We start from the raw sequence: 19,362 nt of genomic DNA, 5'->3' as shown, positions 1-19,362 counted from the left end.
TTCGGCCCCTAGGATTCCCCCTATCACCTCACCGGTCTCATTTGACAGGAACCCCATGAGCGACACTTCCCCCTACGGCTTCGAGCTTGTGCGGCGTGGGTACGACCGCGCTCAGGTGGACGAACGCATCTCCAAGCTCGTCTCCGACCGTGACAGCGCTCTCGCCCGCATCACCGCTCTGGAAAAGCGCATCGAGGAGCTCCACCTCGAGACGCAGAACGCCCAGGCCCAGGTAAGCGACGCGGAGCCGTCGTACGCCGGTCTCGGCGCGCGTGTCGAGAAGATCCTGCGTCTCGCCGAGGAAGAGGCCAAGGATCTGCGCGAGGAGGCCCGGCGCGCGGCCGAGCAGCACCGCGAGCTCGCCGAGTCTGCGGCCCAGCAGGTCCGCAACGACGCGGAGTCGTTCGCGGCGGAGCGCAAGGCCAAGGCCGAGGACGAGGGCGTCCGGATCGTCGAGAAGGCCAAGAGTGACGCCTCGCAGCTGCGTTCCGAGGCGCAGAAGGACGCGCAGTCCAAGCGTGAGGAGGCGGACGCCCTCTTCGAGGAGACCCGCGCCAAGGCCGCGCAGGCCGCCGCCGACTTCGAGACGAACCTGGCCAAGCGCCGCGAGCAGTCCGAGCGCGACCTGGCCTCGCGTCAGCAGAAGGCCGAGAAGCGTCTCGCGGAGATCGAGCACCGCGCCGAGCAGCTGCGCCTGGAGGCGGAGAAGCTGCGCACCGACGCCGAGCGCCGCGCCCGCCAGACGGTGGAGACCGCTCAGCGCCAGGCCGAGGACATCGTGGCCGACGCCAACGCCAAGGCCGACCGGATCCGTTCGGAATCCGAGCGTGAGCTGGCCGCACTGACCAACCGCCGCGACTCGATCAACGCGCAGCTGACGAACGTCCGCGAGATGCTCGCGACGCTGACCGGTGCGGCCGTGGCCGCCGCCGGTTCGCCGGCCGAGGACGAGCCGATCTCCCGCGGTGTCCCGGCGCAGCAGTCCCGGTAATCAGCAGCACGCTCAGAGGCCCGTACCGTCTCCCCCGAAGGTGCGGGCCTCTTGGCGTGGTCGGCGTACGTTGCCCGTGGCGTCGCCCTCTGTTTGCCCGTCCGGGTGGCAGTCGCCCAACCGGCGTCCTAACGTGGCCGCATGATCGAGCTCGAGGGGCTGACCAAGCGGTACGGCGAGAAAGTGGCGGTCGACAACCTCACCTTCACCGTCAGACCCGGCATCGTGACCGGGTTCCTCGGGCCCAACGGCGCCGGCAAGTCGACGACGATGCGGATGATGCTGGGTCTCGACCGGCCGACCGCGGGCGACGTACGGATCGACGGCAAGCACTACGACCGCCTCAAGGACCCGCTGACGTACATCGGCGCCCTGCTGGACGCCAAGGCCGTGCACGGTGGCCGCAGCGCCTACAACCACCTGCTCTGCCTCGCCCAGAGCAACGGCATCCCGAAGAGCCGGGTGGCCGAGGTGCTGGACACCGTGGGCCTCACCGCGGTCGCGAAGAAGAAGGCCAAGGGGTTCTCGCTGGGCATGGGCCAGCGGCTCGGCATCGCGGGCGCGCTGCTGGGCGATCCGCGGATCCTGATGTTCGACGAACCGGTCAACGGGCTCGACCCCGAGGGCATCCACTGGATCCGCAACCTCATGAAGTCCCTCGCCGCGCAGGGGCGGACGGTCTTCGTGTCGAGCCACCTGATGAGCGAGATGGCGCTGACCGCCGACCACCTCGTGGTCATCGGGCAGGGGCGGCTGCTCGCCGACACGTCCATGGCCGACTTCATCGACCGCAACTCGCGGTCGTACGTCCGCGTCCGCACCCCACAGCGCGAGCGGTTGCTCGACGTGCTGCACCAGGCGGGGGTGACGGTCGTCGAGGCCGGCAGCGGGGCGCTGGAGGTGGACGGCGGCAAGGCCGAGCAGATCGGGGAGCTGGCCGCGCAGCACCAGATCGTGCTGCACGAGCTGAGCCCCCAGCAGGCCTCCCTGGAGGAGGCGTTCATGCAGCTGACCGCCGAGTCGGTCGAGTACCACGCACACACCGACACGCCCGTCGACCAGCCCCGGCCGTGGGGCGAGGGCTGGAACAGGAGCTGAGCATGGCCGCGATCCAGGTCGTACGGTCCGAGTGGACCAAGATCCGGTCGGTGGCCTCGACCGTGTGGACGCTCTCCCTCGCGGTGGTCGTCACCGTCGCCCTCGGCATGCTGATCTCGGCACTGTCGAAGAACGAGTTCGACAACATGAGCGCGAAGGACCGGCTCTCCTTCGACCCGACCTTCATCAGCTTCGCCGGCATGACCCTCGGTCAGCTCGCGATGATCGTGTTCGGGGTGCTGGTCGTCTCCAACGAGTACAGCACCGGCATGATCCGCACCTCGCTGGCCGCGGTGCCGCAGCGCGGCACCTTCCTGTTCAGCAAGATCGCGGTGGCGACCGGGCTCGCGCTGGCCGTCGGCATGGTCACCAGCTTCGTCGCCTTCTTCCTCGGTCAGGCGATGCTCGGCTCCCACCGGGCCTCGATCGGCGACCCGCACGTGCTGCGCGCGGTGATCGGCGGCGGGATCTACATGACCCTGATCGCGGTGTTCTCGATGGGCGTGGCGGCGATGCTGCGCTCGCCGATGCTGTCCCTCGGCATCCTGATGCCGTTCTTCTTCCTGATCTCCAACATCCTGGGGAACGTGTCGGCGACCAAGAAGATCGGCCGGTACCTGCCCGACCAGGCGGGCAGCAAGATCATGCAGGTGGTGCCGAGGATCGACGACGACACGCCGTACGGGCCCTGGGGCGGGCTCGGGATCATGGCGCTGTGGGTGGTGGCCGCGCTCGCCGGCGGGTACGTGCTGCTCAAGCGGCGGGACGCCTGAGCCGGGGCGACGGAACGCCCGAAAGCGGCCGGTCGGCGGCCGGCCTTTTACTTCCTCTTGAGCGGAACCGTCAGCGCCTCGATATCCTCCTAACCCTTACGGGGGCGTGTGCCCCGCTGTCCTGAACCTTTCGATGGGTGCGGAGCATGATCGAGGCTGTCGGCCTGACCAAGCGGTACGGCGACAAGACCGCTGTGTACAACCTGTCCTTCCAGGTGCGGCCCGGGGCCGTCACCGGCTTCCTGGGGCCCAACGGCTCCGGCAAGTCGACGACGATGCGGATGATCCTCGGGCTGGACAACCCCACGGCGGGGCAGGTGACGATCGGCGGCTACCCGTACCCCAAGCTGCCGAACGCCCCCCGTCAGGTGGGCGCGCTGCTGGACGCCAAGGCCGTGCACGGCGGCCGCTCGGCCCGCAACCACCTGCTGTGCCTCGCGCAGCTGTCCGGCATCCCGGCCCGCCGGGTCGACGAGGTGCTCGGCGTGGTCGGCCTGCAGGACGTGGCGAAGCGGCGGTCCAAGGGCTTCTCGCTCGGCATGGGGCAGCGGCTCGGCATCGCCGCCGCGCTGCTCGGCGACCCGCAGGTGCTGCTCTTCGACGAGCCGGTCAACGGGCTCGACCCCGAGGGCATCCTGTGGGTGCGCAACCTGATGAAGGCGCTCGCCGCGGAGGGCCGTACGGTCTTCGTCTCCTCGCACCTGATGAGCGAGATGGCGCTGACCGCCGACCACCTCATCGTCATCGGGCGCGGGCAGCTGCTCGCCGACATGAGCGTGAAGGACTTCATCTCCGCGAACTCCGCCGACTTCGCGCGGGTGCGGACGCCGGACACCGAGCCGCAGCTGCGCGAGAAGCTGACGTCCGCGCTGACCGAGGCGGGCGGGCACGTGCTGCCGGAGCAGGACGGCGCGCTCCGGATCACGGGACTGCCGCTCCCCCGCATCAGCGACATCGCGCACGACGCCGACGTACGGCTGTGGGAGCTGTCGCCGCATCAGGCCTCGCTGGAGGAGGCGTACATGCGGATGACGCAGGGCGCCGTCGACTACCGCTCGACCATCGACCAGAAGGAGGGCCTGATGCAGCCCCTCCCGCCCGGCGCCCAGCCCCCGGTCCAGGTCCCGGTCCCCGGCCAGGGCCAGCCCGGCTGGTACGCCCCACCCCCGCCGGGACACGGGGGCCGGCCGTTCGCGATGCCGGGTCCTTACGGCGGTCCGGGACAGCCCCCCGCCGGCCCCTACGGCGCTCCAGGAGCCCCGGCGGCGGGCCAGGCCAACCCCTATGCCCAGCCGACGCCTCAGTCGTCCCAGACGCCGCAGCAGGCCCCGGCCGCCTCCACCGCTCCGGCACCACCACAGCCGCCCGCCCAGCCTTCGGCAGCGGGTCCGGCGCCCTCCGCCGGCCAGCCGACGGATGCCGCGCAGCCGTCCGCGCCGCAGGACGCCGCACCGGCCTCCGCCCCGTCCGCCGCTCCCGCCGACCTGACCAAGCCCGAGGACGCACGATGAGTACCCCGCAGCCCCCGATGCCGCAGGCCGCCGTACCCGACTGGCAGGGTGGCACGGCCGGTTCGCCGTACGGCGGTTACACCTCGCCGATCCCCGTCGTGCGCACCCACCTCGGGCACGCGATCGCCTCGGAGTGGACGAAGATCAGGTCGGTGCGCTCCACGATGTGGACGCTCGGCGTGTTCCTCGTGCTGGTCGTCGGGATCGGTCTGCTGGTCGCCGCGCTGGTCGAGGCCAACGCCTCAGAGGGCAGCCTGGCCGGCGACAACCCGCTGTCCTTCGGCGTGTTCGGCCTGTTGCTCGGCAGCATCTGCATCATCACGCTCGGCGTGCTGACCACCGCCTCCGAGTACGGCACCGGAATGATCCGGACGACGATGACGGCCTGCCCGTCCCGCAGCCGGGTGCTCGCGGCGAAGGCCATCGTGTTCTTCGCCGTCGCCTTCTCGGTGACCTTCGTGTCCGTGCTGCTCGTCGCCCTCGCGGACGTCTCCATCCTCAGCGGGGCCAGGTCCCCCTCCACCCAGGAGTGGCTGAAGGGCACGCTAGGCATCTCGCTGTACGTCGCGCTGCTCGGGCTGATCTCGCTCGTCCTCGGCTCCGTCATCCGGCACTCGGCGGGCGCCATCACCATCATGATCGGCCTCGTGCTGGCCCCGCTGGTGCTCGCCCTGTTCATGTTCACGGAGTCCCTGAGCGGACTGCGCGACGCCCTGTTCAACTACTCGATCCCGAGCCAGATGAGCGTGTTCTACACCACGTCCCTCACCAACGACGGCCCCACCGGCTGGGACCCGTTGTGGATCGCCCTGGGCGTGACCGCGGCCGCCTTCGCCGGCGCGGTGTCCCTGCTGCAGAAGCGCGACGTCTAGCAGGGGCCGGAACGGCTCAGAACTTCGGCGCGTTACGGGACCGCCGCACCCGCGTGGTGCGGCGGTCCTTCGCGTTCCAGCAGGCCTTGTGCCAGTGCCGCCGGTCGTCGACCCCCGCGTGCTCCGGCCAGGCCACCACGTGCGGGACGCCGGAGGCGATGACCTGGTCACAGCCCGGGCAGCGGTACGTCTTGCCCTGCGCGCTCGCGCCCGCCACATGGCGCACGCTCCACTCCTCGCCCTGCCAGCTCTCCGTCGACTGCCAGCCGCCGTAGCGGCCGGGGCGGTCGTCCTCGGCGCTCCGGCCGGAGGAGGACGACGGATCTGCTCCCTTGGGTCGGTTGCGACGCGGGGACACGGAACACCTCACGGGGCTATACAGGAAGCTGGGGCCGCCTCCAGCCTACGGGTCCAGGACAGGGGTACGCGTAGGGGACCAACCCTCTCAAGTCCCCACTGCGGCCACCCATTCTGCAGACAATCCGCAAATCTCTTCGCCAGGCCGTGTCCTCGGCACGTGTCGGACGGTTATGCCGGGTGGGGGAGCTCCGCGTCGGAGCCAAGGAAGCAGGAAAAGGCAATGCACGTAGGAACGTTCGTGTTGGCGGCCCAGTTCCCGGGCCAGGGTCACGGGGAGGCGCTGCACCGCGCGATCCGCTCGGCCGAGGTCGCCGAGGAGGCCGGTCTGGACTCGGTCTGGCTGGCGGAGCACCACTTCGTGCCGTACGGGACCTGCCCGTCGGCGATCACCCTGGCGGCTCTGCTGCTGGGCCGCACCAGCCGGCTCCGGGTCGGCACGGCGGTCAGCGTGCTGCCCACCGCCCACCCGGTGGCGCTCGGCGAGCAGGCGGCGCTGCTGCACATCGCCTCCGGCGGCCGCTTCTCGCTGGGCGTGGGGCGCGGCGGCCCGTGGGTCGATCTGGAGGTCTTCGGCTCCGGCCTCGCGGCGTACGAGAAGGGGTTCCCGGAATCACTCGATCTGCTGGTGCGCTGGCTGCGCGAACCCTCGGTCGGGGCCGCCGGGGAGCGCTTCAGCTTCCGTGAAGTGCCCGTGGTCCCCAGGCCGTCGGAGTCCCTGTCGGACGAGCCCGGCCCCGAGGTGGTCGTCGCCTGCACCTCACCGGCGAGTGTGCGGCTGGCGGCCGAGCGCGGACTGCCGATGCTGCTCGGGATGCACGTGGGCGACGAGGAGAAGGCCGAGATGGTCGCGCTGTGGCGGCAGTCGGCGCGCGCGGCCGGGCACGCGCCGCAGCGGGTCCTGGACGCGCCCCATGTCTCGGCCGGCGTCTGCCAGATCGCGGACCGGCGCACGGACGCGGTGGAGGCGCTGACGAAGGCGATGCCGGGCTGGCTGCGGCAGGGGCTCGAGGCCCATGTCACGGTGGACGGGCGGGCCCGGCAGATGCGCGACCCGCTGGCGTACACCGAACTGCTCTGCGGGCTGCACCCGGTGGGCACCCCGCGGTTGTGCGTCGACCGGCTCGCGGCGACCAGTGAGCGGACGGGTATCTCCCGCTTCGCCCTGCTGGTCGAGGGCTCGGGCGATCTCGCGGCCACCGAGGAGAACGTACGGCGGCTGGGCGCCGAAGTCCTGCCCCACCTCGGCTGATCTCGAACTGTGCTGTCCTGCACGGAGCTTGCCGCCCCAGTACTGATGCACCTCCCGCGTATGGAGCGGCAAGCCTGCGACGTGCCGCTCAGCAGTCCCGGAACTCCGGGGACTGGTTGAGCAACTGGCTGCGCACCGAGGTGAAGCGGGCCAGCGTCTCGTCGACGGACGAGTCCAGCGGGAACACCGCCACCCGGTGGCAGTTCTGGAAGGCCAGCCGCACACCGAAGTGCCGCTGCAGGGCGCCGCGTATCGCGTCACTCGCGAGCGCACGCAGCAACTGACCGCGTGCCTGCTCGTCCGGCGGGGGCGTCTGGTTGTCGGCGAACTGTCCACCGTCCACCTTCAGCTGGGCCACCAGGGAGCTGATCATCTCCCATGCGTAGGGCAGGGAGGTCCGGACGCAGTCGACGAAAGCTGCTTCGTCGACCTCGCCTCGCTCGGCCTGTTCGAGTAGGGCCGGTGAGACGTCGAGCGACATGGGTTCTCCTCTCGCACCCCCGTGCTTGACAGGGGTTGCCGGACAGATAAGGGAGTCCGCGACTTCGAACACGCGCTGTATACGCATCGCGACCTCCCGTTCACTACGGTATGCAACGGACGGTGACGGCACCAGCAGAATGCGTACATGGGGCGGTCTCTTTGGGCACACAATCGGCCATAAATGAACAGGGGTTGACCCGGGAGTTCTGGGGCGAATCGCGTGCACAGGCACCCGTCGAGTAGCGTTGCCGACCATGCGTCTCGTCATTGCCCGATGCTCCGTCGACTACGCGGGCCGGCTCACCGCCCATCTCCCCTCGGCGCCCCGCCTGATCCTGGTGAAGGCGGACGGCAGCGTCTCGATCCACGCGGACGACCGTGCGTACAAGCCCCTGAACTGGATGTCTCCGCCCTGCACGCTGAAGGAGGGCAGCGGCGAGGAGGAAGGCGTGTGGACCGTCGTCAACAAGGCGGGCGAGAAGCTGATCATCACGATGGAGGAGATCCTCCACGACTCCTCGCACGAACTGGGCGTGGATCCCGGCCTGATCAAGGACGGCGTGGAAGCACACCTTCAGGAACTGCTCGCCGACCGCATAGAGACCCTGGGCGACGGCTACACCCTCATCCGCCGCGAGTACATGACCGCGATCGGCCCGGTCGACATCCTGTGCCGGGACTCCGAGGGCCAGACCGTGGCCGTCGAGATCAAGCGGCGCGGTGAGATCGACGGCGTGGAGCAGCTCACGCGCTACCTCGAGCTGTTGAACCGCGATCCCCATCTCGCCCCCGTCCGCGGCATCTTCGCGGCCCAGGAGATCAAGCCCCAGGCCCGCGTCCTCGCGACGGACCGCGGCATCGGCTGCGCGGTCCTGGACTACGACGCCCTCCGGGGCATCGAGGACGACAAGCTGCGGTTGTTCTGACAGAGGGCTCTTCTTCCACGGCCGAGGGGGGCCGGGTTCGTCCGTACGAACCCGGCCCCCCTCGGTGTGGTGTCCCGGCCTCAGATCACCGAGCCCGCGGAACCGCTCGGCGTGCCCGTACCGCTGGTCGTGCCGGCCGGGGCGCTCGACGAAGCGGGCGCGCTGGAGGCGGGGCCGCTGGCTGAGGTGGAGGTGGTCGGACTGTCCGACGGCGGCTGGGACGTCGACGAGTCGGACGGCGTGGGTGTCGGGGTCGGAGTCGACGAGTGGGACGGCGTGGAGCTGGTCGAGGTCGATGTCGACGGCCTCGGAGACGTCGAGTGCGAAGGCGACGACGTCGAACCGCCCCCCGACCCCCTCGTCCCGCTCGGCTTGTCCGAGGGGGTGTTGCCGTAGGACGGCGGGGTCGGGTCGTCCGAGGTGCCGTACGTGCCGTCGGGGCCCGGGTCGCTCGGGCGGCTCGTCGCCGTACCCGTGTCGCCGGAGCCCTTGCCGTTCTTCGGGGTGTCCGCGCCCAGGGAGCCGTCGTCCACGCCCTGACTGGCGGACGGGTTGACGCCTACCTTGTCGGAGGGGTTGTTGGCGTCGTTGTTGGAGGTCGCGCCCAGCGTCACCACCGTGCCGAGCACCGCCACCAGCAGCGCGCCGGCGCCCGCCGCGACGAGGTTGCGCCGGGCGAGCCCGCGGATGCCGGCGCGGTGGGCCTTGGGCGGTGTCCCCGGGCCCGGCGCCGCGCGGTTGACGACGATCGTCGAGGTCTCGCCGGTCGGCGGCGGCAGGGCCGCGACCGCCCCGAAGGCGGCCGGCACCCCGCCCGGCGGCGACTGGGACTCCTCGTAGCGTGCGTCCGGCACCTCCTCCCCCGCCGTCGCCACGAACCCCGGCGCCGTGCCGGTCCGGTCGGCGACCAGGGCGAGGGCGCGGCGGCCGGCCACCGTGCCGCGCTTGTCGGATATCGCGCCGCGCAGCCCGAGGGAGGTCTCCAGCTCGGTGCGGGCCCGCTCGAAGTCCCCGCCGCAGATCGCGAGGACGCCCAGCTCATGGTGGAAGTAGGCCTGTTCGGCGACCTCGCCGGCCAGCCGGGCGGCCTCCGTGCCGGACCGCAGGGCGCGGTCCCAGGCGCTCCAGTGCAGCCCGGCCGCGAAGGCGGGCGCGGCCGTACGGGCCAGCTGGACGGTGACGGCCTCCTCGCCCTCTCCGGGCGGGGTCGTCGTCGGCACCAGGACCGAGAGGGCGGCGAGCAGGGCGTCGGCCTCGGCGCACACGCGCTCCGGGGTGACCGAGGGATGCCCGGCCCACCAGGCGTAGTGCTGGGCGGCGGTCAGCGCGCGGGCCTCGATGTCGTCGCCGTACCCGGCGGCCTCCAGCTGCTGCAGCACACCGGCCGCCAGGCGGTAGCGGGAGCCGACCGGCGAGACGAGTCCGCAGGAGGCCAGTTCGCCGAGGGCCGCGTCCGCGTGGGTGTCGCCGACGAGGGCGGGCAGGTGGGCCTGGTGCGGGATCTCGCCGCCGAGCGCCACGGCGAACCGCAGGGTGGCGCGGGCCGAGTCGCTGAGCCGCGAGGCGAGCAGCGGCGCGGGCGCGGCGGCCTCGCCGAGCGAGGGCAGCGGCAGGTCGTCGCTCTCCTCGACGCCGAAGGGAGACTCGAAGGGCGCGTCGACGGGCAGCGCGTCGGCGAAGACGCCGAACTCGTCGACGGCGCTCGCGCCGGCCCGCTGCTGGTCGCGCTGGCGCAGCAGGGCGCCTGCCTGGACGAAGCGCAGCGGCAGGCCTTCGGACTCGAACCAGAGGTCGCCGGCCCAGTTGGCCTCCTCCTCGGTGAGCGCCCGGCCGACGGTGCGCTCGATGATGTCCACGCCGCCCGCGCGCTCGAGACCGCCGAGGAAGACCTCCTCGACGACCGCGTCGGCGGACGGGGCGGGCACGTCGGGTGTGGCGCCGATCAGGAAGGCACACTCGGGCGTCGCGTCGAGCAGCTCGTCGAGGGCGGCGCCGCCGAACTCGATGTCGTCCAGGACCACGACCGCGCCGATGTCGCGGACGTATCCGAGCAGTTCGTCCCGTCCCGGGCGGTGCAGGGGCGCGTTGTAGACGCTGTAGAAGAGGTCGTGGAGCAGTTCGTCGGCGGTGCGGTGGAAGCCGCTGAGGCGGACCACGCCGTCGGGGGCGAGGTCCGAGCAGTCCTCGGCGACCAGGTCGAGCAGGGCGGTGCGGCCGGAGCCGGCCGGGCCGGTGAGGCGTACCGAGCGGCCGCGGGCGAGCAGGCGGACCAGGCGCTCGCGGTCGTCCTGGCGCTCCAGCAGCGGCAGCACGGGCAGGGCCGGTCCGGGCGGGACGGGTGCCTTGGCGGCACGGGCCACCTCGGCGCGCTCGGCCGGGGTGAGCTTCTCGGGCCGGCCCGGGCGTTCCCCGGGCGGGCAGCTCTCTATCTCGCTGCCGTCGACGGGGTTGACGGTGAGCAGATAGTCGCCGGTGACCAGCTGCACCGTGCGCGCGAGCGCCGGCGCAGTCTGTCCGAAGTCGGATGTGAGGGAGTCCCTGGGCGGGCGCGGGCGCGGCGAACCGCCGTCGCCGTCATGGCCGTACTCCTCGGGTCCCCGGTTGTTCGGGTCCATAGGTCAAGCCCCCCAAAAGCGCTCGTGTGCCGATACAGCCCCTCCCGGCCTTGCCGCACACCTCGCTGTCGCTTCTGGTCCGGTGCCCGCTCGAGGGTTCTCGGGGTGGCGGGCGACCGAACCCTAAACCTTCGCACAGTATCTCCGACAGCCCGGGGTACCGCGCCGCCCGAGACGTCACAGTCCGGTGAGGATTGCACGTGTCGCGCGATTTCGGAACCGTAGCGTCCGGTTGCCCCCACGGGTCAGCCGTCACACCCGGGGCAGTGACTCCACCCCGATGCCGCCCTCGATCGCCAGGATCCGGTGCAGCCGGGTGGCCACCAGCAGGCGCTGCATCTGCGGGGGCACCTCGCGCAGCACCAGGCGCCGGCCGCAGCGGCCGGCCCGTCGGTGGACGCCCATGATCACCCCGAGTCCGGTGGCGTCCCAGGAGTCCAGTTCGGACAGATCGAGCACCAGGTCGCCGACTCCGTCGTCGACGGCCGAGTGCAGGACCGTACGGGCGTCCGCCGCGCTGCGGACGTCGAGGCGGCCCCCGACGACCAGCTCGGCGTGGTCGCCCCTGATGTACATATGCGCTCCCCGTGAGTGCGGTGGCGTACTCCATGACGGTGGCTGTGCATCGTCTGACTGCTTCAGCGGCGAAGTGGTTGCCGTCTGTAAGCGAACCGATACCGAATTCACCCCCAGGAGTGAGACTCCCGGGGCTTGTGCGGTTTCAGTGGCCGTGCGGTTTCCGTGGCTGGACGTACCGGAGTGTCAGTACGTGTAGAAGCCCTGCCCGCTCTTGCGTCCGATGTCACCGGCGTCAACCATCCGGCGCATCAGCTCCGGCGGCGCGAACTTCTCGTCCTGCGACTCGGTGTAGATGTTGCTGGTGGCGTGCAGCAGGATGTCGACCCCGGTCAGGTCCGCCGTGGCCAGCGGGCCCATCGCGTGGCCGAAGCCCAGCTTGCAGGCGAGGTCGATGTCCTCGGCGCTCGCCACGCCGGATTCGTACAGCTTGGTGGCCTCGACGACCAGCGCCGAGATGAGACGGGTGGTCACGAAGCCCGCCACGTCGCGGTTGACGACGATGCAGGTCTTTCCGACGGACTCGGCGAACTCCCGCGCGGTGGCGAGGGTTTCGTCGCTCGTCTTGTAGCCGCGGACCAGCTCGACGAGCTGCATCATCGGCACCGGCGAGAAGAAGTGGACGCCGACGACCCGCTCGGGGCGTTCGGTGGCCGCCGCGATCTTGGTGATCGGGATCGCGGAGGTGTTGGAGGCGAGCACGGTGTCCGGGCGGACGATCTTGTCGAGCGTACGGAAGATCTCGTGCTTCACCTCCAGCTTCTCGAAGACCGCTTCTACCACGACGTCGGCGTCCGCGGCGGCGTCCAGGTCGGTGGTCGTGGTGATCCGGGCGAGGGCGGCGTCGGCGTCGTGCGCCTCGAGCTTGCCCTTGCCGACGAACTTGTCGTACGACGCCTGGATGCCGCCGACGGCACGGTCCAGTGCCTCGTCGGTGACGTCGCGTAGGACGACGTCCCAGCCCGCCTGCGCGGAGACCTGGGCGATACCGGAACCCATCAGGCCGGCACCGATGACGGCAAGCTTCCGTGCCACTGTGCGACTCCCCTTTGAAACGCCTTGAACCCTGTTCAGGTTGCCTCTCCGGCGGACCCTAGCGCCGATGACCGGCTGTGTGACGGGTTAGTAATGCGCGTCACGCCTCATCTGACGGACATCACACCGGCAGGGGTCATTCCGCGCCCCGGACGGCGTAGTTGAGCACCTTCTGACTCAACAGCTCCTCACGGCCGATGACGCCCATCACGGTGCTGTGCGCCCGGCCCGGCTGACCGGCGATCAGATGCGGCATCGGTCGTCGTCCCCGATGACGCGCTGGTGGCCGTCGGTCTCCCGGTGCTCGCCGTGACGGTGGGCACAGGTGTGTTCCGGACGGGCGGAGCGTAATTACGCTGGCCGCATGGTCAATCTGACGCGCATCTACACGAAGACCGGCGACAAGGGCACCACCAACCTCGGTGACATGAGCCGGGTCGCCAAGACCGATCTGCGCATCGCCGCGTACGCCGACGCCAACGAGGCGAACGCGGTGATCGGCACGGCGATCGCGCTGGGCGGTCTGGAGGAGGAGGTCGTCAAGGTCCTCACCCGCGTCCAGAACGACCTGTTCGACGTGGGTGCGGACCTGTCGACGCCCGTGGTGGAGAACCCCGAGTTCCCGCCGCTGCGGGTGGAGCAGTTCTACATCGACACGCTCGAGGCGGACTGCGACCGCTTCAACGAGCGGCTGGAGAAGCTGCGCTCCTTCATCCTCCCGGGCGGCACCCCCGGCGCGGCCCTGCTCCACCATGCCTGCACGGTCGTACGCCGGGCCGAGCGCTCCACCTGGGCGGCCCTGGAGGCCCACGCCGATGCGATGAACCCCCTCACCGCGACCTACCTCAACCGCCTCTCCGACCTCCTCTTCATCCTGGCGCGCACGGCGAACAAGGAGACGGGAGACGTGCTGTGGGTGCCCGGCGGGGAGCGCTGAGCCGGGGCGCTCCCCTCTCTCAGTGGTCCTGTGCCGCGTCCTTGTCGGCCCGGGCCAGGGCGGACTCGGCGGCCGAGACCTTCTGCTGCATCTCCGCGTAGCCGGAAGGAGTGGCGGCGGCCTTCTGCGGCGTGCCGGTCGAGCCGTCGTCGTGCGCACAGGCCGTGGTGAGCCCCGCGAGGAGTGCGACCGCGGCGGCCGCGAGTCCCAGCCGCATCAGCTCGCGCCGCCGTTGTGGTCCTTGCACCAGCTCTCCACCTCGGCCAGGTCCTTCTGGCGCTGCTCCAGTGTCGTCACCAGCGACTTGCGGAAGGTCAGCCGGTCCTGGAGGTAGGTGGCGATCTCGGAGTGCCCGGCGCTCTTCGCGTTGTCCACCCGCTGCTGCAGCCGGGCGATCGAGCCGCGTTGCCCGGCGCTCGCGTTCAGCCGCTTCAGGACCCGGTCGATCCGGTGGTCGATCTTCGGGGCCCGCTTGCACAGGGCCCGCGCGCCGTCACCGGTCGGCGTGGCGGAAGGCGCGGGGGTGCTCTCGGCGACGGCCGCTCCGGTGGTCCCCGCCAGGATCGCCGCCACGGCCGCCCCGGTGAGGACCGTGCGCCGGCGTCGTCGTACGTACATCTCAGCCTCCGTTCCGCGGACGGTCCCTTCGTCCGTCCGTCCGCCGGGGAGGCTAGGGAGCGTCTTTGGGGAAACTCTGTGACCGGTTTGTCCCGGCTGTGTCGATCAGCCAGTCGCGGTGCGCGGGCAGCGGGCCACCGCTGGACGGCAGCCGCACTTCGAAGCGGGCGCCCGCGCCCGAGGGGCCGTCCTCGACCGTGACGCTCCCGCCGTGCAGGGCCGCCTGCTGGGCGACGAGGGTCAGACCGAGCCCGGAGCCGGAGCTGGCGGGCCCGCGCCGGAAGCGCTCGAAGATCCGGGCGCGGGCCTCGGCAGGCACTCCGGGGCCGGGGTCGTCGACGGTGACGACGACCTGGTCGCCCGCGCGCCGCACCCCGACCGTCACCGTCGCCCGGCCTGTCGCGTCCCGTCCGTGGGCCAGGGCGTTGGCCAGCAGGTTGTCCAGCAGCAGGCGCAGGCCCGGTTCCCAGCCGTGCACCGTCGCCCCGGGTTCCGCGGCGAGCGTGATCGGGGCGTCCGGGGCGCGCCGCCGGGCCTCGGCGACCGCGGCGTCGGCCGCCTCGCAGACGTCCACGGCCCTGAAGGCCTCCGCCTCCACCAGGTCGCCGCGGCCCAGCTCGCGCAGCATGACCAGCAGGTTCAGCAGCCGGGCGTGCTCGGTGCGCAGGTCGGCGAGGACCTCGGTGCGGTCGGGTTCGGGCAGGTCGGGATGGGCGGCGAGGATGTCGAGGTTGGTGCCCATGCTCATCAGCGGGGTGCGCAGTTCGTGCGCGGCGGCCGAGGAGAAGGAGCGGGCGGTGTCCAGCGCCTCGGCGGTGCGGGCGGCCTGTTCGTCGTAGCGGGCGAGGACCGTGCGCAGGGTTGCCGCGAGTTCGTCGACCTCGGTGACCCCGCTCGGCTCGTCGGAGAGCCGGGCGGTGCTGGTGCGCGGGTCGAGTCCGGCGGTACGACGGCCCAGGCGCCGCAGCGGGCCGGTCGCGCCGGTGGCGACCGCCCAGGCGAGCAGGCCGGAGAGGGGAACGGCGAGCAGGGTCGTGACGGCCACCCGGCGCCGGACCAGGCGGAGTTGCGCCTGGTCGGCGGCGTTGGGCGAGAAGACCCAGAGGGTGCCCGAGCCGCGCGGGGTGGTGATCGTCCGGGACAGCGCACGCCAGCTCTCGGCGCCGTCCCGCACGGTGACGGGACCCTTCGTGCCCTCGGGCAACGGCACCGAGGCGTCGGGCTGCGGACCGCCGCTGAAGGTGCCGTCCGGGCCGGTGACGCGTACGCCGACGTCGAGGGCGGCGCTGAACAGCCGCCGTTCGCGGGTGTCGGCCGCCTTGGGGCGGTTGTTGGCGGTGGCCCGCAGCAGGGCGCGGGCGTCGGGGGCGACGGCGGTGGCACGCGCGCGCAGATGGTCGTCCTCGGCGCTGTGCAGATCGTGGTTCACCAGCCGGAGCAGCAGCCAGCCGGAGGCAAGGACGAGCAGCGGCACGGTGGCGCCGACCGCGAGTCCGATACGGGTGGAGAGCCTCACGGTTCGTCCCTCAGCACGAAGCCGACGCCGCGCACGGTGTGCACCAGCCGGGGCCGGCCGTCTGCCTCCAGCTTGCGCCGGAGATAGCTGACGAAGGTGTCGACGGCGTCGGTGCGCACGTCGAAGTCGTAGCCCCACACCCGTTCCAGCAGCTGGTCGCGGGTGAGGACGAGCCCGGCGTTGCGGGCGAGCACCTCCAGGAGCTCGAACTCGCGGCGGGTCAGCTCCAGTGGCCGCCCGTCGCGTTCGGCGGTGCGGGCGCCCGGATCGATCACCAGACCGGCGACCCGGAGCACTTCCCCCGCGGGCGGCCGGCGGCGCAGCAGTGCGTGCAGCCGCAGCACCAGTTCCTGCAGCGCGAACGGCTTCACCAGGTAGTCGTCGCCGCCCGCCTGGAGCCCGGCGATACGGTCGGCGGTCTCGTCGAGCGCGGAGAGCATCAGCACGGGCAGGTCCAGCCCGTCCGCGCGGAGCCGTTCGCACACCTCGATGCCGCTCATGCCGGGCATCGACACGTCGAGGACGAGGACGTCGGGCGGTGCCTCGCGGACCGTGGCCAGCGCCTCCCGGCCGCCGTCCGCCGTGCGGACCCGGAATCCGCTCAGCCTGAGCCCGCGTTCCAGGGAGCGCCGGATGGCCGCGTCGTCGTCCACGACCAGCACGGCCCCGGAACGTTCCTCGGTCATACACCCCTCCTCGCCCACCGCCGGTCAGCGTACGGGCCTGCGCGGGGCGCGCGGCAGCGGTGGTGCAGAGATGACCGAGAGTGGTCCAGACCTATTGACCCGTGGTCCAGACCTTTCTATTCTCGCGGCACCGTGGGTGTGAAGGCTCAGTCACGCCCCAACTCCCCCTAAGGAGGCGCGACATGCGCTTCAGACACAGAGCCGCGGCCGGGTTCGCGACCCTGTTGCTCCCGCTGGCCGGACTGGTCGGCCTCGCGAGCCCCGCCCAGGCCGCGAGCACCGCGACGGCCACCTACGCCAAGACCCAGGACTGGGGCACCGGCTTCGAGGGCAAGTGGACGGTCACCAACACCGGTTCCACGTCCATCAGTTCCTGGACGATCGCCTGGGACTTCCCCTCCGGCACCTCGGTCACCTCGGCCTGGGACGCCGACGTCACCAGCTCCGGCACCCACTGGACCGCCAAGAACAAGTCCTACAACGGCACCCTCGCCCCCGGCGCCTCCGTCTCCTTCGGCTTCAACGGCACCGGCTCCGGCTCGCCGAGCAACTGCACGCTGAACGGCGGAAGTTGTGACGGCGGTACGACCGTCCCCGGCGACAACCCGCCCTCCGCGCCCGGCACCCCGACGGCGTCCTCGATCACCGACACCTCGGTGAAGCTGAGCTGGAGCGCGGCCACCGACGACAAGGGCGTCAAGAACTACGACGTTCTGCGCGACGGCAAGGTCGTCTCCACCGTCACCGCCACCAGCTACACCGACACCGGCCTCGCCGCTGGCAACGACTACTCCTACACCGTCCAGGCCCGCGACACCGCGAACCAGACAGGGCCGGCCAGCGGCGCGGTCGCCGTCCACACCACGGGCGGTACGACCACTCCCCCGACCACCGGCGACAAGGTCAGGCTCGGCTACTTCACCGAGTGGGGCATCTACGGCCGCAACTACAACGTCAAGAACCTGGTGACGTCGGGCTCGGCCGCGAAGATCACGCACATCAACTACGCCTTCGGCAACGTGACCAACGGGCAGTGCGCGATCGGCGACTCGTACGCCGACTACGACAAGGCGTTCACCGCCGACCAGTCCGTCAGCGGGGTCGCCGACACCTGGGACCAGCCGCTGCGCGGCAACTTCAACCAGCTGCGCGAGCTGAAGGCCAAGTACCCGAACATCAAGGTGCTGTGGTCCTTCGGCGGCTGGACCTGGTCCGGCGGCTTCGCCCAGGCCGCGGCCAACCCCGCCGCGTTCGCCGCCTCCTGCTACAACCTCGTCAACGACCCGCGCTGGGCTGACGTGTTCGACGGCATCGACATCGACTGGGAGTACCCGAACGCCTGCGGCCTGTCCTGCGACACCAGCGGGGCGGCGGCCTTCAAGAACGTGCTGGCCGCGCTGCGCGCCAAGTTCGGCACGAGCAAGCTGGTCACCGCGGCCGTCACCGCCGACGGCTCGGCCGGCGGCAAGATCGAGGCCGCCGACTACGCGGGCGCCGCGAACTACGTCAACTGGTACAACGTGATGACGTACGACTTCTTCGGCGCGTGGGACGCTCAGGGCCCGACGGCCCCGCACTCCCCGCTCACCTCGTACTCCGGCATCCCGAAGGCCGGGTTCACCACGGCCGACGCGATCGCCAAGTACAAGGCGATCGGGGTCCCCGCCTCGAAGCTGCTCATCGGCATCGGCTTCTACGGCCGCGGCTGGACGGGCGTCACCCAGGACGCGCCCGGCGGCACCGCCACGGGGGCCGCGGCGGGGACGTACGAGCAGGGCATCGAGGACTACAAGGTCCTCAAGTCCTCCTGCCCGGTCACCGGTACCGTCGCCGGCACGGCGTACGCCCACTGCGGCAGCAACTGGTGGTCCTACGACACCCCGTCGACGATCGCCGGGAAGATGAGCTGGGCCAAGTCCCAGGGCCTGGGCGGCGCGTTCTTCTGGGAGTTCAGCGGCGACACCAGCAACGGAGAGCTGGTGAGCGCCATCAACAGCGGCCTCGGCTGACCCTCGACCCACCCCACCCCGCCGCGGACGGTCCACGAGCCCGTCCGCGGCGGCTCGTTGTGCTCCCCCCGCGTGCGCGTCAGGGAATCAGGCGACATTCACCCGTTGCCCGGGGGGCGCCGCCTCCAGCCAGGCCAGGAAACCGGTCAACGCGTCCTCGCTCATGGCGAGTTCGAGGCGGGTGCCCCGGTGCAGACAGGTGAGCACGACGGCGTCGGAGAGAAGGGCCAGTTCCTCCTCGCCCTCGGGGAGACGGCGGCCGGCGACCTCGATGGCGGCGCGCTCCAGGAGACGGCGGGGACGGTAGGCGTAGGAGAAGACGCGATACCACTCGATGCGGTCGCCGTTGTAGCGGGCGACACCGTAGCTCCAGCCTTTTCCGCTGGCGTCGGGTTTCTCGGGGACGTCCCAGCGCAGCGAACAGTCGAAGGTGCCCCCGGAGCGCTGGATCAGTCTGCGGCGCAGCCCGAAGACGAACAGCCCCAGCACCACCAGGGCCACGACGACTCCGCACACAGTCAGAGCGAGGACCATCGACACCGACCTCCTCGTCTCCTAGTACCGAACACGGCTTGCTTTAGGTCACGGAACGGAAAAATCATCCATATCTGCCTCAGCCGCGACCGGCTCCGGATTGCTCCGGTTCCGATCGCGGCTGAGTGACGTCATACGGCTCCGAGCGGGGTCAGCTCGTCGCCGCCGCACGCAGTCGTACGTCCGCGCGGCGCTCGGCGGCGGCGTCGCCCTCCGCCTTCGCGCGCTCCAGCTCCCGCTCCACGCGCTGGACGTCGATCTCGTCCGACAGCTCGGCGATCTCGGCCAGCAGCGACAGCTTGTTGTCCGCGAACGAGATGAAACCGCCGTGCACCGCGGCGACGACCGTTCCACCTTCACTCGTACGGATGGTCACCGGGCCCGACTCCAGCACACCGAGCAGCGGCTGGTGACCGGGCATGACGCCGATGTCGCCGGACGTGGTGCGCGCGACGACCAGGGTGGCCTCGCCGGACCAGACCTCTCGGTCGGCCGCGACCAGCGCGACGTGCAGCTCAGCAGCCAAGGTGGCTCCTCGGGTCACCACCCGGCGGTTCGGCCGGGTGTTGGTTA

At 71.2% G+C, this 19,362-nt stretch carries 20 protein-coding genes; 9 read left to right on the top strand and 11 right to left on the bottom strand.

The features are described from left to right. Positions 1–55 precede the first annotated feature (55 nt). From GRC12_RS05945 to GRC12_RS05925, 5 genes are all read left to right on the top strand, one after another. On the top strand, positions 56–991 hold the full coding sequence (locus tag GRC12_RS05945; protein WP_133044698.1) for a cellulose-binding protein: 936 nt from the start codon (positions 56–58) through the stop codon (positions 989–991). A gap of 141 nt (positions 992–1,132) precedes the next feature. Further along, a complete protein-coding gene (locus tag GRC12_RS05940; RefSeq protein ID WP_208778011.1) occupies positions 1,133–2,089 on the top strand; it encodes an ABC transporter ATP-binding protein in 957 nt (318 codons plus the stop codon). A gap of 2 nt (positions 2,090–2,091) precedes the next feature. Further along, positions 2,092–2,862 carry an ABC transporter permease gene (locus GRC12_RS05935; protein ID WP_208778010.1) on the top strand — a complete coding sequence of 257 codons (771 nt, stop codon included), beginning with the start codon at positions 2,092–2,094 and terminating at the stop codon, positions 2,860–2,862. Positions 2,863–3,008: 146 nt separating this feature from the next. Beyond that, positions 3,009–4,373: an ABC transporter ATP-binding protein gene (locus GRC12_RS05930; RefSeq protein WP_208778009.1), complete on the top strand. Its 1,365-nt coding sequence runs from the start codon at positions 3,009–3,011 to the stop codon at positions 4,371–4,373. Then, the gene (locus GRC12_RS05925) at positions 4,370–5,245 is read left to right on the top strand and encodes an ABC transporter permease (protein WP_208778008.1); all 876 of its coding nucleotides are present in this window, start codon (positions 4,370–4,372) and stop codon (positions 5,243–5,245) included. Before GRC12_RS05930 ends, GRC12_RS05925 begins: the two co-directional genes overlap by 4 nt. A gap of 16 nt (positions 5,246–5,261) precedes the next feature. On the opposite strand, the gene GRC12_RS05920 is transcribed toward GRC12_RS05925, so the two are convergent. Next, the gene (locus tag GRC12_RS05920; protein WP_208778007.1) at positions 5,262–5,603 is read right to left on the bottom strand and encodes an ATP/GTP-binding protein; all 342 of its coding nucleotides are present in this window, start codon (positions 5,601–5,603) and stop codon (positions 5,262–5,264) included. 222 nt (positions 5,604–5,825) lie between these two features. On the opposite strand from GRC12_RS05920, the gene GRC12_RS05915 reads away from it, so the two are divergent. After that, a complete protein-coding gene (locus tag GRC12_RS05915) occupies positions 5,826–6,854 on the top strand; it encodes an LLM class flavin-dependent oxidoreductase (protein ID WP_208778006.1) in 1,029 nt (342 codons plus the stop codon). 88 nt (positions 6,855–6,942) lie between these two features. On the opposite strand, the gene GRC12_RS05910 is transcribed toward GRC12_RS05915, so the two are convergent. After that, a complete protein-coding gene (locus GRC12_RS05910; protein WP_208778005.1) occupies positions 6,943–7,335 on the bottom strand; it encodes an SCO5389 family protein in 393 nt (130 codons plus the stop codon). Between the two features lie 256 nt (positions 7,336–7,591). On the opposite strand from GRC12_RS05910, the gene nucS reads away from it, so the two are divergent. Continuing rightward, on the top strand, positions 7,592–8,263 hold the full coding sequence (gene nucS, locus GRC12_RS05905; RefSeq protein WP_133044690.1) for an endonuclease NucS: 672 nt from the start codon (positions 7,592–7,594) through the stop codon (positions 8,261–8,263). A gap of 80 nt (positions 8,264–8,343) precedes the next feature. On the opposite strand, the gene GRC12_RS05900 is transcribed toward nucS, so the two are convergent. The 3 genes from GRC12_RS05900 to GRC12_RS05890 all read right to left on the bottom strand — a co-directional run bounded on the left by GRC12_RS05900 (position 8,344) and on the right by GRC12_RS05890 (position 12,489). After that, a complete protein-coding gene (locus tag GRC12_RS05900; RefSeq protein ID WP_208778004.1) occupies positions 8,344–10,878 on the bottom strand; it encodes an ATP-binding protein in 2,535 nt (844 codons plus the stop codon). 252 nt (positions 10,879–11,130) lie between these two features. Further along, entirely contained in the window at positions 11,131–11,454 is a 324-nt protein-coding gene (locus tag GRC12_RS05895; RefSeq protein ID WP_133044688.1) for an STAS domain-containing protein, read from the bottom strand. A gap of 186 nt (positions 11,455–11,640) precedes the next feature. Further along, positions 11,641–12,489, bottom strand: a complete 849-nt coding sequence (locus tag GRC12_RS05890; protein WP_208778003.1) for a 3-hydroxyacyl-CoA dehydrogenase family protein — start codon at positions 12,487–12,489, stop codon at positions 11,641–11,643. 364 nt (positions 12,490–12,853) lie between these two features. On the opposite strand from GRC12_RS05890, the gene GRC12_RS05885 reads away from it, so the two are divergent. After that, positions 12,854–13,426 carry a cob(I)yrinic acid a,c-diamide adenosyltransferase gene (locus GRC12_RS05885; RefSeq protein ID WP_208778002.1) on the top strand — a complete coding sequence of 191 codons (573 nt, stop codon included), beginning with the start codon at positions 12,854–12,856 and terminating at the stop codon, positions 13,424–13,426. A gap of 19 nt (positions 13,427–13,445) precedes the next feature. On the opposite strand, the gene GRC12_RS05880 is transcribed toward GRC12_RS05885, so the two are convergent. From GRC12_RS05880 to GRC12_RS05865, 4 genes are read right to left on the bottom strand one after another with little or no spacing between them, the layout of a single operon-like run. Beyond that, entirely contained in the window at positions 13,446–13,673 is a 228-nt protein-coding gene (locus tag GRC12_RS05880; RefSeq protein ID WP_208778001.1) for a hypothetical protein, read from the bottom strand. Beyond that, positions 13,643–14,044 (bottom strand): hypothetical protein, encoded by a 402-nt coding sequence (locus GRC12_RS05875; protein ID WP_208778000.1) that lies wholly within the window; start codon positions 14,042–14,044, stop codon positions 13,643–13,645. The genes GRC12_RS05880 and GRC12_RS05875 overlap by 31 nt, the downstream gene beginning before the upstream one ends. Positions 14,045–14,096: 52 nt before the next feature. Next, the gene (locus GRC12_RS05870) at positions 14,097–15,560 is read right to left on the bottom strand and encodes a sensor histidine kinase (protein WP_208777999.1); all 1,464 of its coding nucleotides are present in this window, start codon (positions 15,558–15,560) and stop codon (positions 14,097–14,099) included. Continuing rightward, positions 15,557–16,246 carry a response regulator transcription factor gene (locus tag GRC12_RS05865; RefSeq protein ID WP_208777998.1) on the bottom strand — a complete coding sequence of 230 codons (690 nt, stop codon included), beginning with the start codon at positions 16,244–16,246 and terminating at the stop codon, positions 15,557–15,559. The genes GRC12_RS05870 and GRC12_RS05865 overlap by 4 nt, the downstream gene beginning before the upstream one ends. 182 nt (positions 16,247–16,428) lie before the next feature. On the opposite strand from GRC12_RS05865, the gene GRC12_RS05860 reads away from it, so the two are divergent. Beyond that, on the top strand, positions 16,429–18,255 hold the full coding sequence (locus GRC12_RS05860) for a glycoside hydrolase family 18 chitinase (protein WP_208777997.1): 1,827 nt from the start codon (positions 16,429–16,431) through the stop codon (positions 18,253–18,255). A gap of 87 nt (positions 18,256–18,342) precedes the next feature. Here GRC12_RS05860 and GRC12_RS05855 read toward each other — a convergent pair whose 3' ends face one another. After that, entirely contained in the window at positions 18,343–18,789 is a 447-nt protein-coding gene (locus GRC12_RS05855) for a DUF2550 domain-containing protein (RefSeq protein ID WP_133044681.1), read from the bottom strand. Between the two features lie 151 nt (positions 18,790–18,940). Next, positions 18,941–19,315, bottom strand: a complete 375-nt coding sequence (locus tag GRC12_RS05850) for a F0F1 ATP synthase subunit epsilon (RefSeq protein ID WP_133044680.1) — start codon at positions 19,313–19,315, stop codon at positions 18,941–18,943. Between the last annotated feature and the right edge of the window lie 47 nt (positions 19,316–19,362).

The sequence above is a fragment of the Streptomyces griseorubiginosus genome, assembly GCF_017614965.1.
Lineage (GTDB): Bacteria > Actinomycetota > Actinomycetes > Streptomycetales > Streptomycetaceae > Streptomyces > Streptomyces griseorubiginosus_B.
This window is presented reverse-complemented; position numbering and strand designations above follow the sequence as displayed.

Coding starts and splice junctions, on each gene's coding strand:
- GRC12_RS05925 (WP_208778008.1), top strand. CDS start 4,370: ATGAGTACCCCGCAGCCCCCGATGCCGCAGGCCGCCGTACCCGACTGG.
- GRC12_RS05855 (WP_133044681.1), bottom strand. CDS start 18,789: ATGGTCCTCGCTCTGACTGTGTGCGGAGTCGTCGTGGCCCTGGTGGTG.
- GRC12_RS05930 (WP_208778009.1), top strand. CDS start 3,009: ATGATCGAGGCTGTCGGCCTGACCAAGCGGTACGGCGACAAGACCGCT.
- GRC12_RS05885 (WP_208778002.1), top strand. CDS start 12,854: ATGGTCAATCTGACGCGCATCTACACGAAGACCGGCGACAAGGGCACC.
- nucS (WP_133044690.1), top strand. CDS start 7,592: ATGCGTCTCGTCATTGCCCGATGCTCCGTCGACTACGCGGGCCGGCTC.
- GRC12_RS05875 (WP_208778000.1), bottom strand. CDS start 14,044: ATGTACGTACGACGACGCCGGCGCACGGTCCTCACCGGGGCGGCCGTG.
- GRC12_RS05865 (WP_208777998.1), bottom strand. CDS start 16,246: ATGACCGAGGAACGTTCCGGGGCCGTGCTGGTCGTGGACGACGACGCG.
- GRC12_RS05895 (WP_133044688.1), bottom strand. CDS start 11,454: ATGTACATCAGGGGCGACCACGCCGAGCTGGTCGTCGGGGGCCGCCTC.
- GRC12_RS05935 (WP_208778010.1), top strand. CDS start 2,092: ATGGCCGCGATCCAGGTCGTACGGTCCGAGTGGACCAAGATCCGGTCG.
- GRC12_RS05940 (WP_208778011.1), top strand. CDS start 1,133: ATGATCGAGCTCGAGGGGCTGACCAAGCGGTACGGCGAGAAAGTGGCG.
- GRC12_RS05910 (WP_208778005.1), bottom strand. CDS start 7,335: ATGTCGCTCGACGTCTCACCGGCCCTACTCGAACAGGCCGAGCGAGGC.
- GRC12_RS05900 (WP_208778004.1), bottom strand. CDS start 10,878: ATGGACCCGAACAACCGGGGACCCGAGGAGTACGGCCATGACGGCGAC.
- GRC12_RS05915 (WP_208778006.1), top strand. CDS start 5,826: ATGCACGTAGGAACGTTCGTGTTGGCGGCCCAGTTCCCGGGCCAGGGT.
- GRC12_RS05860 (WP_208777997.1), top strand. CDS start 16,429: ATGCGCTTCAGACACAGAGCCGCGGCCGGGTTCGCGACCCTGTTGCTC.
- GRC12_RS05945 (WP_133044698.1), top strand. CDS start 56: ATGAGCGACACTTCCCCCTACGGCTTCGAGCTTGTGCGGCGTGGGTAC.